Genomic DNA, 14,358 nt, shown 5'->3' with positions numbered 1-14,358 from the left:
AAGACAAATTATTTTTATGGCATAAAGCAAAAAAGGTCGCCGAAGCGACCTTTTAATGTATCTGAAATATTAAGCAGATTTAACCGCGTTTAATAATTCAGCCTGACGATCTTTAAGTGCCTGAGGTAAGCGGTCACCCAGTTTGGTAAATAACTCAGTGTGGCTTTCAAGTTCCTTGATCCATTGATCTTTGTCCTGAGTTGTCACTGTGTCGAATTGCTCTTTAGAGAAGTCGATACCTTCCCAGTTTAACTGCTCATAAGCAGGAACTAGGCCGATTGGTGTTTCAGTTGCTTCTGCACGACCTTCACAACGGTCAATGATCCACTCAAGAACACGCATGTTCTGACCGAAACCAGGCCATACGAAGTTGCCTTCAGCGTCACGACGGAACCAGTTTACGTTGAAGATTTTTGGCAGCTTGTTACCAGCAGCTTCAGCTTTCGCACCAACTTCTTTACCTAATTGTAACCAGTGGCCAAAGTAGTCAGCCATGTTGTAGCCAGCAAATGGAAGCATTGCAAATGGGTCACGGCGGACAACACCTTGTTGACCAACTGCCGCAGCAGTGGTTTCAGAACCCATGGTTGCTGCTTTATAAACACCATCCACCCAGTCAAATGCTTCTGATACCAAAGGCACAGTGTCTGCACGGCGACCACCGAAGATGAACGCGGAAATTGGAACACCTGCTGGATTTTCCCAGTCAGCGTCGATAGATGGGCATTGACCAGCAGAAACAGTGAAACGTGAGTTTGGATGTGCTGCTTTTTCGCCCTCAACATATGGCTGACCTTTCCATGTGATCAGGTTTGCTGGGACTTCTTTGGTCAGACCTTCCCACCATACTTCACCATTCTCAGTCACGGCAACGTTGGTATAGATCACGTCTTTATGCATTGTTGCAATACAGTTCGGGTTGGTTTTGGTATTTGTACCTGGTGCAACACCGAAGAAACCAGCCTCTGGGTTGATTGCATATAAGCGACCATCTTCACCTGGTTTAATCCAGGCAATATCGTCACCTACAGTTTCAATCTTCCAGCCTTCATAACCAGCTGGTGGAATCAACATTGCAAAGTTGGTTTTACCACATGCAGACGGGAACGCCGCCGCGATATAATGTTTTTCGCCCTGTGGATTGGTCACGCCTAAAATCAGCATGTGTTCAGCCAACCAGCCTTGTTCACGGCCCATGACAGATGCAATACGTAATGCAAGGCATTTTTTACCTAATAGCGCGTTACCGCCGTAACCTGAACCATAAGACCAGATTTCACGGGTTTCTGGATAGTGCACGATATATTTTTCAGGGTTGCAAGGCCATACAACGTCTTTTTGACCATCTTTCAATGGTGCTGCAACAGTGTGTACACATGGGATGAACTCGCCATCTGTGCCCAACACGTCATAAACTGCTTTACCCATACGCGCCATTTTGGTCATGCTAACTGCAACGTAAGGTGAGTCTGTTAATTCAATACCAATGTGGGCAATGTGGCTGCCTAAAGGTCCCATTGAGAATGGAACCACATACATGGTACGGCCTTCCATTGCACCATCAAATAATCCATTTAATTTTGCACGCATTTCAGCAGGAGCAACCCAGTTGTTGGTTGCGCCAGCATCTTCTTTGTTTTGAGAGCAGATATAAGTGCGATCTTCAACACGAGCAACGTCAGAAGGGTCAGAATTTGCAAGATAAGAACCAGGATGTTTTTCTTGGTTAAGTTTTTGCATGGTGCCGTTAGCGATCATCAAGTCGATCAGACGTTGATATTCTTCTTCGCTGCCGTCACACCATTCGATTTTTGCTGGCTTGGTTAGTTTTGCAATTTCTTCCACCCATGCAATTAGCTTAGGGTGACGAACGAATTCTGGTGCGTTCACTTGGGTCATGGTGATGCCTTTTTAAAGTGTGTACAACGTACAAGTTCCATTTACTGGATGACAGTAAGATAGATGAAGTAAAAAAAGTGGCTGTATTAAAGCATAAAATCATAAAAAAAATAAGACTAAAGAATGTCAGAATCTGTTAATGCAAGCATGTATATTTATATATAGGTAGTTGTTTTTAATTGATTTGATCGTTTTTTGAGTAATTATTTGAAATTTTTATATGTGTTATTTTTATTTAAAATTATATTAAAAAACAATATTTTAAAATATTATGATTTTTTTGAGAATTATTATTGATTATATGAATGACGTTCATTCAAAATTTACATAAACAAGCTTTTATTTGTTGATTTTGTAAACAAAAATAAGATTGTTAACTTTATTCAGGTTAAGTTGTATGAGTCAAAATTTACGGCCTTTATCCCTCATTTATAATCAAAAATCAGGTTTTCATGCAGCACAACAAGATGAGCAATATGAACGTCTTATGACGCTCTGGACACAATATGGCTTTGAAATCCAAGTTTTTGAGTTAAATCAGCAGGTTAATTTTGACGAAATGATGACATCGGTACTCTCCAGACATCAGCAGGCCGATTTGCGTGGCGTTGTGGTGGCGGCAGGAGGGGATGGTACCTTGAATGCGGTTGCCAAAAAATTGATGCATACTGATATTCCAATGGGAATCATGCCACTAGGGACATTTAATTATGTTGCCCGCGCCCTGAATATTCCAATTGATCTGGGTCTGGCTGCGGAGGTGATTGCCACAGGTATTGAACATAAGGTTCATGTTGCCACCCTGAATGACCAGATTTACCTGAATAATGCCAGTCTGGGTTTATATCCCTTATTTATAAAAAAACGTGAATTATATAACCAGCGTTTTGGCCGTTTCCCCCTGAATGCCTATACATCGGGTTTGGATGTGCTGTTGCGTGAACACAAATCATTAAAACTGGCGGTCACTGTAGATGGACAAAAATATCCTGTTGCTACGCCGCTGGTTTTCTTTGGCAATAACCAGCTTCAACTCAGCGACATGAAGTTGAGGATTGCGGAATGTGCTGCTAATGGAAAGCTGGCAGGGGTGGTTGTGGCTAAAAGTGATCGGTTAAGCTTGCTGAAAATGTTATGGACACTGATTCAGGGGAAAATTGATCAGGCTTCTGATGTTTATTCATTCTGTGCTGAACAGATTCAGGTGGATTGTAAAAAGAAAAAGCTCACTGTGGCGGTGGATGGAGAACTGATGGAAATGCAGACCCCCCTAAAATTCGCAGTTGAAAAATCTGCCTTGAAGGTAATGGTGCCAAATGCTGTTGCATCTGTCTGATTTACACTTTGGCACTGAAAGAGAAGTATGTATTCAGGCCATACAGCAGTTTTGCCAACAGCATCGGCCAGAGGCGATTGTGGTGAGTGGGGACTTAACCCAGCGTGCCCGCTTTAAGCAGTTCTATGCTTGCCGACAATTTCTGGATTCCCTGTCACTGCCTTATTTGGTGGTGCCAGGAAATCATGACATCCCTCTGTATCAGGTCTGGAACCGATTTTTTTCCCCTTTTGTACTGTATCAGGCATTTTTTGGTCGCCTGGAAACAACGCTGGAAACTGAGCATTTTTATATTGTGGGGGTAAACAGTATTCGGCGGCGTTACCACACGCGGGGACATATTTCCCTGGAACAAATTCATGAAACCTATGAAAAGTTAAACAATGCACCCTCAAATAAAATAAAGCTGGTGGTTTTTCATCAGCCTTTTTACATATCTCCTGATCAGCATGATGATAAGGATTGTCCTGTTTTAGGAAAGATTGCTTTGGAACGCTGGGGCGAAACGGGACTGTTTGGCTTGTTGCATGGGCATTTACATCAAACAGCAGTATATGACCTCACAAAGATTTATAAGTTAAATGTCAATCATCCCATCTATGACATTCATGCAGGCACCGCAATTTCGAGCCGTTTACACCATGACTCAACCAATAGTTTTAATGCCATTTTAGGCAACGGCAAGATTGAGCATTATTGGTTTGATGAACGCTTGGGAATGTTTAAAAACTTATAATAGAAAACGAGATGAAAAGTTTCGCTAAGCGTTTTAAATCTATCCTGTTATATGAAAAACATAACTTATTAAATATCTTTAAATTATGAGTTCCGTACACTGATATAAAAATAAGCATATTAGACTTGATTTTTGAATGCTTGAAAAATATTAATGTTTTAAATATCAGAATATTGTGTTGATTTTTTTAAAAATTATCAGTCGATTTTTAACTGGAAAAATCTCTTAATACAGGTCAGTCTATTCCCCATTTGAGGAATATAACTGCCACAAAAAAATACATAAAATCTTTTGAGAGTTGATGAAATTTTGCTCCCCAAATTCTTCATTTGTAAGATATCGGAAAACTCTAAAACTGGAAAAATAATCATTTTAAATAACATATACATACGCACAAAGTAATAAGTATAAGTACTTTTGCGATTTCTGCATGCTGAAAGGTGACAAAATGACACGTATATATTTGGTGGATAAAAGTATTCATAAAACAACAGCTAAATCTGAGGTCATAGCAACTGGGCAATCAACAGCAATCCCTTTAGATCAACGCTTAATGGCAAAGTTTGAGATTCATCCAGAACAAGTCTCTTCAATTGTGCGGGTGGGAAATAACGCGGTTGTACATTTAATAGATGGTACGCAAGTTGTTTTAGAGGGGTTCTTTGTTCAGGAGCTTCTACAACTTCCCTTACAGGATGGGCAAAGCTTATGGGCAACACTTGTTGAGGATGAGGTTACAGAGCAACCTATAGATGATTATCTGGTACTGGATGGTGTGCCACCTGAGGCTGTGGTTCCTGATAGTTCGATTGTTCCTGCCGCTGGCCTAAACCCTGAGATACCAGCTGCAATTGTACCTGAAGCTACAGGTGCTGCAGCAAGTGCGGCCACGGCAGGTACTATCGCCGCGACTACAGTACCCACTTGGGCTTTGGTTGCAGGTGGACTTGCTGGTGCTGGAGCCATTGGTGCCGCTGTCAGTGGAGGAAGTGATAAAAAGGATAATCCTCCAGACACCACAGCACCAACTCAGCCTCAGGGTGGTTTTACTGATAATAAAGATGGCAAAACCATTACCGGGCAGGCTGAAGCTGGCAGTACCGTGATTGTAAAGGATGTGGCAGGTAAAGAGCTGGCCAAGGCAACGGTAGGTGCTGATGGCAAGTTTAGTGTGACTTTGCCAAATGCATTGAGTAACGGTGAAAAAGTCAATGTGACTGTCAAGGATCCAGCAGGCAACGAAAGTACAGTGGCGAGTATCACTGCGCCTGATACAACCGCACCAACGAAGCCAGAGAGTACTTTTACTGATAATGATGGCAAAACCATTACTGGGCAGGCTGAAGCTGGCAGTACCGTGATTGTGAAAGATGCGGCAGGTAAAGAGCTGGCTAAGGCAATGGTAGATGTTGATGGCAAGTTTAGTGTGACCTTGCCAAATGCATTGAGTAACGGTGAACAGGTTAATGTGACTGTCAAGGATTCAGCAGGCAACGAAAGTACAGTGGCAAGTATAACTGCACCTGATACCACAGCTCCAGTTGCAGGCACCTTGGGTTTTACCAATTTAATAGATACGGGTACTTCATCTACAGATCGAATTACGCAGGATAAAGCCTTTGACCTGAATTTGATGGGGCAAGAGACAGGTAGTACAGTTAAATATCAGCTTTCCAAAGATGGAGGAGCTTGGACCAATACAACTGCAAACCAGACGAATCTGTCAGATGGTGTCTATCAGTTTAAGGCGATTGTAACTGACAAGGCGGGTAACAGTGCTGAGACTCTGTCACCGAAAGTAACAGTGGACAATACTGTACCAGCGGCAGGTACTTTAACCCTAACCAACTTAACAGACACTGGTTCATCATCTACAGACCGCATTACCCAGGACAAGAATTTTGATCTTAGCCTGACAGGTCAGGAAGCAAATACAACGATTATGTATCAGGTTTCTAAAGATGGTGGGGTCTGGACTAATACTACTGTAAATCAAAATAATCTGGCAGATGGTATCTACCAGTTTAAGGCGATTGTGACTGACAGGGCGGGTAACAGTTCAGAGGTATTATCTTCAAAAATAACAGTAGACAACACGATAGTAGCTGGCAATTTATCATTTATTAATTTTGTTGATAGTGGTGCTTTGGCAACTGATCATATTACGCAGGACAAAGCTTTTGATCTCAGCTTAACTGGGCAGGAAACTGGAACGACTGTCATCTATCAAGTTTCAAAAGATAGTGGAGTATGGAGCAATACAACCGCCAAACAAAGTAATTTGACAGATGGCATCTATCAATTTAAGGCGATTGTGACTGATAAGGCGGGAAACAGTGCAGAGGTATTATCTAGCAAAGTTACGGTTGATAATACAGTACCAGTTGCAGGTGTTCTTTCATTTGCTAACTTAACCGATACAGGTTCATCATCTACTGACCGCATTACACAGGACAAAACCTTTGATCTCACCTTAACAGGACAAGAGGCTGGAACAACAGTCGTTTATCAAGTCTCTAAAGATAATGGTGCGTGGACAACAACGACAGCAAACCAGACCAACCTGACAGATGGAATTTATCAGTTTAAGGCGATCGTGACCGATAAGGCAGGAAACAGTGCAGAGGTGCTATCTGCAAAAGTTACCGTTGATAATACAGCACCGATAGCGGGAACCCTGTCATTTACGAATTTAAACGATACAGGCTCATCACCTACTGACCAAATTACACAGGATAAGGCTTTCGATTTAAGCCTGACAGGGCAGGAAGCAGGGGCCACAATTCAATATCAGGTGTCTAAAGATGGTGGGGTTTGGACCAATACCACTGCAAACCAGATGAACTTGTCAGATGGAGTCTATCAGTTTAAGGCAATTGTGACTGACAAGGCGGGAAACAGCGCAGAAACCTTATCAACAAAAATCACAGTAGATAATACTCCGCCAGCTACAGGAATATTATCTTTTGCTAATTTAGACGATACAGGTGTTTCTGATACGGATGGTATTACAAAAGATAAAGTCTTTAATTTGGCACTAACAGGGCAAGAGACGGGAGCCACTGTTATTTATCAGGTTTCTAAAGATGGAGGTGTCTGGACAGATACCAGTGTAGAACAAAGTGGCCTAGTTGATGGAGTCTACCAGTTTAAGGCAATCGTGACTGACAAGGCGGGTAACAGTGCAGAGGTATTATCTACCAAATTAACCGTTGATAATACTGTACCAGTTACAGGCATGCTTTCATTTACCAATCTAACGGATACAGGCTCATCAGCTACTGACCAAATTACACAGGATAAGGCTTTTGATCTCACCTTAACAGGACAAGAGGCTGGAACAACAGTCATTTATCAAGTATCCAAGGATAATGGTGCCTGGACAACAACGACAGCAAGCCAAACCAACCTGACAGATGGAATTTACCAGTTTAAAGCCATTGTAACGGATAAGGCAGGTAATAGCTCAGAAGCATTATCTTCAAAAATAACAGTAGACAACACGATAGTCGCTGGCAGCCTGTTGTTCACTAATTTGACAGATACAGGTTTGTCCTCTACGGATTTAATTACACAGGACAAGGCTTTTGATCTGAGCCTGACAGGTCAGGAAGTAGGAACCACAGTTGTTTATCAAGTGTCTAAAGATAATGGTGCGTGGACAACAACGACACCAAGCCAAACCAACCTGACTGATGGTGTTTACCAGTTTAAGGCGATTGTGACTGACAAGGCAGGGAACAGTGCAGAGGTACTATCTGCAAAAGTTACCGTTGATAATACAGCACCGATAGCGGGAACCCTGTCATTTACCAGTTTAACTGATACAGGCTCGTCATCTAGTGACCTGATTACACAGGACAAAACATTTGATTTAAGTTTAACTGGGCATGAAGCTGGAACCACTGTTGTTTATCAAGTGTCTAAAGATAATGGTGCATTGACCAATACCACTGCAAACCAGATGAATCTGTCAGATGGTGTCTATCAGTTTAAGGCGGTTGTGACTGACAAGGCGGGTAACAGTGCAGAGGTGTTATCTAGTAAAGTTACGGTTGATAATACAGCACCAGTTGCAGGAGCTTTATCAATCACGAATTTAAGTGATACAGGTTCATCATCTACTGACCGCATTACCCAGGACAAGACCTTTGACCTCAGCCTGACAGGTCAGGAGGCGGGAACGACTGTTGTTTATCAGGTTTCCAAGGATAATGGCGCATGGACAACAACGACCACAAACCAAACCAATCTGGCAGATGGAATTTACCAGTTTAAGGGGATTGTGACCGATGTTGCGGGGAACAGTGCAGAAACGCTGTCTCCAACTGTAACTGTTGACAACACTCCACCAGTAGCAGGCACATTGTCATTTAGTAATTTGACAGATACAGGTATTTCAACCACAGACTTGATTACGCAGGACAAAACATTTGACTTAAGTTTAACTGGGCGTGAAGCTGGAACCACTGTTGTTTATCAAGTATCTAAAGATAATGGTGCATGGGCCAATACTACTGCAAACCAGACCAATCTGGCAGATGGTGTCTATCAGTTTAAGGCAATTGTGACCGATGTGGCAGGGAACAGTGCGGAAACACTATCAGCCAAATTGACTGTGGACAATACCCCACCAGCAGCAGGCGTACTGTCATTTAGCAGTTTAACTGATACAGGTATTTCATCTACTGACCTGATTACACAGGATAAGGCTTTTGATTTAAGTCTAACAGGACAGGAAGCAGGAACGACAGTTGTCTATCAGGTGTCCAAGGATGACGGCGCATGGACAACAACGACTGCAAGCCAAACCAATCTGGCAGATGGCATTTACCAGTTTAAGGCGATTGTGACTGATGTTGCTGGAAATAGTGCGGAAACCTTTTCTCAAATTGTAACTGTGGACAATACGCCACCAGCAGCAGGCACACTGTCATTTAACAATTTGACCGATACAGGTATTTCATCCACAGACCGAATTACACAGGATAAAGCTTTTGATTTAAGTTTAACTGGGCAAGAGCAGGGTACCACTGTTGTCTATCAAGTATCGGTGGATGGTGGACAGACTTGGGTTGATACTGATACAGCACAAAGTAATTTGGCAGATGGAGTGTATCAGTTTAAGGCCGTTGTGACCGATGTCGCAGGGAACAGTGCAGAAGCCTTATCTCCAATAATCACTGTAGATAATACTGCACCCGTAACTGGAACATTGGCTTTCGCAAATTTCAATGATACAGGTATTTCGGCTACAGATTACATCACCAAAGACCAAGCCTTTGACCTAAGTTTAACGGGACAAGAGACAGGAACAACGGTCGTTTATCAGGTCTCTAAAGATAATGGTGTGTGGGTTAATACTGGTATTGCACAAAGCAATTTGGTTGATGGCCGTTATCAATTTAAGGCGATTGTAACTGACAAGGCAGGTAATAGTGCAGAGACCCTGTCTGCAATTGTTGTTGTGGATAATACACCACCTGTTGCAGGAACCTTAACATTTAGCAATTTGAATGACACTGGTGCGTCAGCAATTGATCGAATTACTCAAGACAACAGCTTTGATTTGCAATCCTTACATCCAATCGTAATTGGAGAGGAAGCTGCGATTACTGATCATTATGAGGTTTCTACAGATGGTGGATTGACATGGACAACCACCACAGCACAACAGACAAATCTGGCAGATGGAACGTATCAGTTTAAGGCGATTGAAACCGATGTTGCGGGCAATATCGTAGAGACAGCCATTGAAACGGTTGTGGTGGATACCTTGAAGCCTCAAATCGCAACCGATTTATTCATCAGTGAAGATGGCTGGACTTTAACAGGCTTGACCGAAGCTGCTGGTTTAAAGGTAAATGTATTTGATCAAAATGGGTTATTGGTTGGAACTACTGAAAGCTATGCTAATGGTGAATTTAGTCTGCAACTCAACCAATCCTATGTTGATAATGAAGAATTCACGGTTGTATTGCGTGATCGTGCAGGGAACGAGAGTGATGAAGCGAATGTCGTTGCATTGGGTGATGTGACCCGACCTGAAGCTGCGACAGAGCTTGAACTTAGTGAGGGTGGCAGTGGTTCGGTTTTAACAGGTAAAGCGGAACCTGATGCCATCATTAAAATTTATGATCAGGATAATAACCTCGTCCATCAATGGAACAACAATGTTAATGCTGATGGCACATTTACCATTTATTTGAACCAGTATTATTTAAAAGGACAAACCTTAACGGTAACAGTGACAGATGCTGCTGATAATGTCAGTGAAAGCGCAACGATTGTCGCGCCAACGGACAATACGAATCCTGAACCGATTGATGAGGTTGTTTTTGATGAAAATGGTCTGAACTTTACAGCCCAAGCCGAGGCCAATAGTACGGTTAAGGTTTACGATATAGACAACAACCAGGTCGGTACTGGATATGCGGATAGTGAGGGAAACGTTTCAGGCTGGTTCGATCATGTTTATCTGGACGGTCAGTTACTCACATTTATCGTATTTGACCGTGCTGGAAACCAAAGTGCTGAAGTGCCATTGAATGCGATAAATGATGACTCTATACCTGATCCAGCAACAAATCTTGTCTTGATCGAAGAGAATGGTGGTTCAGTCTTAACAGGTACAGCCGAACCGAATGCCACCATTCAGGTTTATGATCAGGATGATAACCTTGTCTATCAATGGAACAACAATGTCAAGGCTGATGGCACATTTGAGATTTATTTCAACCAGTACTATCTAAAAGGGCAAACCTTAACTGTCACTGTCACTGACCGTGCTGGTTTGGTCAGCGAAAAAGCCACGATTGTTGCACCGTTGGATAATACTAATCCTGAACCAATCCAGAATATTGAGTTTAATGAGGATGGGCGTAACTTCACTGCAACAGCCGAAGCCAATAGCACGGTTAAAGTGTTCTATCAGGGGAATGAAGTTGGCAGTGGTTACACAGATAGTGAGGGCAAGGTATCTGGTTATTTCTATGAGGTATTTCTGGATGGGCAGGAACTTTCATTTATCGTTGTTGACCGTGCACAGAATGAAAGTGACACAGTTAATCAAAATGCCCTGACTGACCGTGATGCTCCAGCGGTTGCGACTGACCTTGAACTGATTGAGGGTGGTTCTGGCTCTATTCTGCTTGGCAAAGCGGAGCCATACGCAACCATTCAAGTGACTGATACAAATGGAAACTCAGTAACCGCATGGTTCGCAAATATCACTGTGCAGGTGGATGGCACATTTAGAATCAACTTAAATGACTACTATCTACATGGTGAAACCTTAAAGGTTACTGTCACTGACCGTGCTGGTAATATCAGTGAAGTGGCAACAATTGATGCCCCAATTGATGAGGTTAAACCCGATCCACTGGATGTCAGTCATATTATTTTCAATGAAAACGGCTGGAATTTCACCGCAATTGCTGAAGCAAATAGCACTATTAAGGTGTTGTATCAGGGCAATGAGGTCGGACAGGGGTACACTGATAGTGACGGTAATGTTTATGGTTCTTTCAATCAGGTATTCCTGGATGGTCAGGAGCTCACCTTTATTGTGGTTGACCGTGCGGAAAATGAAAGTAATCCAGTAACCGCTATTGCATTAAATGATGACATTGCGCCTCTAGCCGCTGAAAATGTCACGGTTACACCTGAAGGATGGATTTCTGGGGAAGCTGAGCCGAATGCAATGGTTGAAATTATTGACAAATATGGTGCAGTTATCACATCAACCTATGTGAATTATAATGGTTCCTTTGGTCAATGGATTAACCTGAGCCAATACCAGTCACAAGAGTTAAGTATTGTGGTGAAAGATGCCGCTGGAAATCGCAGTGACCCTGTCTACAAGGTTTTGCCTGCATTGGTGGATACACCAGCGGCGGCGATTGACTTGGTGCTTGATGCCGAAGGGCATGTTCTGATAGGTATGGCAACGGCTGGTTTCTATATTGTGGTGACCAATGCGGCTGGTGAGCGTGTCGATAGTGGTTGGTGGAATACACTGGTTAATGAGGATGGCACATTCAGTATTCAGCTAAATGACTATTATCTACAGGGGCAGACATTACAAGTCCGTGTTGTTGATTTATCAACAAACCAATATAGCCCAATTACTGAAATCGTTGCACCTTTGGACAATATTCTTCCTGTTGTTGAAAATGTCGTGATCAGTGAGGATGGCTATTCTGTTGCTGGACAAACAGAACCTAAATCAACCATTAAGATTGTGGATGCGGATGGTGATCTTCGAGGCGAATATCAGGCCGATGAGACAGGTTATTTCAATTTCAGTGTCTATCCACAAATCTTGCGTGGTGAACAGCTCTTTATTACAGCCACGGACTTAGCAAAAAACGTGAGCAACCCATTCAGCATTAGTTTTAATGCGGATAGCAATGCACCGAATCCAGCCGAAAATGTAGTGGTGTCTGAAAATGGCTTCTTTATTGAGGGCGATGCAGTACCAAATGGCTACGTCCGTATTGTGAATACACAAAGCAATGCGATTGCTAGTGGTACAGTGGATGAGTTTGGACACTTTAATATTCAGTTATATCCACCTCAGGCAAATGGTGAAGTCCTACGTGTTGTTGTGGAGGAAAATGGATACCAAAGTGCCTATACCGAAATTACTGCACCAATAGATAATGTTGTGCCTGAAGCGGCAACAGAACTCGTATTGGAAAATGGACAACTACTTTCAGGACAGGCGGAAGCTTATTTAACCATTAAGATTTTTGATGCCGATAATAATCAGGTTGGGCAGACCACAGTAGATGCTAATGGAACGTTCACGACCTATTTATGGTATCCATACTGGCATGGTGAAACCTTGACTGTAAAAGTGGTTGATGGCAACCAAAATGAAAGTCCAGATAATACTATTGTTGCGACGAATGATACGACAGCACCAGATGCGGCAACGCAACTTGCAATAAATGAGTGGGGTTATCTGACGGGCCACGCCGAAACCAATGCCACAGTCGAAGTGACCTATTATTTTGCCGATCAGGAACCTTATACCAATAGTGCAACAGCAGTGAATGAGGGAACTTTTGAAATCTATATGTATGACAACGCCACTTCATTTGATGTGACTGTGGTGGATCGTGCAGGAAACCATAGTCCGACTGTGACGGTGAACCAGACGGAAATTCCGCATATTACCGTAGACCAGTTGAGGGGAGATAATACCGATAACATCTATCAGTTTGATCATACTTATGATTTTGTTCAGGAATATATTGTTGAATACTATGAAACTTATGAAGAAGTTTGGGTAGGTGCTGGTTATTATGAACAACAGTGGGTTGAAGAGGGGCATTACGAGCAGCAATGGGTAGAGGGCCATTATGAGGATGTCTGGGTAGAGGGCTATTATGACTATGTCTGGGTAGACAGTGGTGAATGGCGTTATCGTGATTATTATAGTGATCAATATGGTGTGCGTTACTATACCGATGACGGTTCGTATGATTCTTATTTCAGTACTTATTATGACTATAGTGCTGGTCAATGGCAGGAGGGATATGCACTTGATGGTCCATTTGTTGAAGAAGAGTGGTTTGGTGATGGTTATTATGAATACCAATGGGTAGATGGTCATTATGAGCAGCAATGGGTAGATGGCTATTATGAGGATGTATGGGTAGACACCAGTCATTATGAAGATGTATGGGTTGAAGGCGGTTATTGGGAAAACCAACTGGTTGATCAGGGCTATCGAGATGTAGACTTTGGTGGCCATGACAAGATTATTAGCTCTGTCAGTTATAGCCTGGTAGACCACTATGATTCAGTTAATGATCCAACCAGTGCTGAGTCTTATTTGGAAAGTGGGCGTTATATTGAGGATTTAGAACTGGTTGGTAGTGCGAATTTAAGTGCTACAGGCAATGGGCTGGATAATGTCATCACAGGTAATACAGGAGATAACATTCTGGATGGACGTGGTGGGCACGATACTTTCTTTGGCGGCGCAGGTTCGGATACGGTCATCTATAACCTCTTGAACTATAGTGATGGATTGGTCGATAGCTGGCAGGATTTCCATGTTGGCAATGTGCAGGAAGATTCACAGGCAGATAAAATTGATCTGAGTGAGTTATTAACCGATTATGCGGGTGATGGTTCAGCCGAGTCCTTGTCTGGCTTTATCAATGTGAGTCAGGATGGGGACAATACCGTGATCAGTATTGACCGTGATGGCGGTGCAAATGGCTATCCACAGGTTCAACTTGTAACCTTAAACCAGATCCATACCACTCTGGATGAGTTGTTGGCAAATCAGCAACTTATTATCTAGAAATCGTGCAAGATAGAAAAGAGATCAGCAATGGTCTCTTTTTTGTGTTTTTTTTAACCTGAGACA

The 14,358-nt window shown here is 42.6% G+C and carries 4 protein-coding genes; 3 read left to right on the top strand and 1 reads right to left on the bottom strand.

Annotation, left to right across the window (positions count from 1 at the left end; translation table 11 throughout):
- Positions 1–69: 69 nt before the first annotated feature.
- A complete protein-coding gene (locus tag QLH32_RS06400) occupies positions 70–1,899 on the bottom strand; it encodes a phosphoenolpyruvate carboxykinase (GTP) (protein ID WP_267981059.1) in 1,830 nt (609 codons plus the stop codon).
- A gap of 397 nt (positions 1,900–2,296) precedes the next feature.
- On the opposite strand from QLH32_RS06400, the gene QLH32_RS06395 reads away from it, so the two are divergent.
- From QLH32_RS06395 to QLH32_RS06385, 3 genes are all read left to right on the top strand, one after another.
- A complete protein-coding gene (locus tag QLH32_RS06395; protein WP_283268727.1) occupies positions 2,297–3,235 on the top strand; it encodes a diacylglycerol/lipid kinase family protein in 939 nt (312 codons plus the stop codon).
- Positions 3,216–3,971 (top strand): metallophosphoesterase family protein, encoded by a 756-nt coding sequence (locus tag QLH32_RS06390; protein WP_283268725.1) that lies wholly within the window; start codon positions 3,216–3,218, stop codon positions 3,969–3,971. The genes QLH32_RS06395 and QLH32_RS06390 overlap by 20 nt, the downstream gene beginning before the upstream one ends.
- A 448-nt stretch (positions 3,972–4,419) precedes the next feature.
- Entirely contained in the window at positions 4,420–14,292 is a 9,873-nt protein-coding gene (locus QLH32_RS06385; protein ID WP_283268724.1) for an Ig-like domain-containing protein, read from the top strand.
- Positions 14,293–14,358: the final 66 nt, after the last annotated feature.

Source organism: Acinetobacter corruptisaponis (assembly GCF_030053775.1).
GTDB lineage: Bacteria > Pseudomonadota > Gammaproteobacteria > Pseudomonadales > Moraxellaceae > Acinetobacter > Acinetobacter corruptisaponis.
The sequence above is the reverse complement of the archived record's forward strand: the minus strand, read 5'-3'. Positions and strand labels throughout refer to the sequence as shown.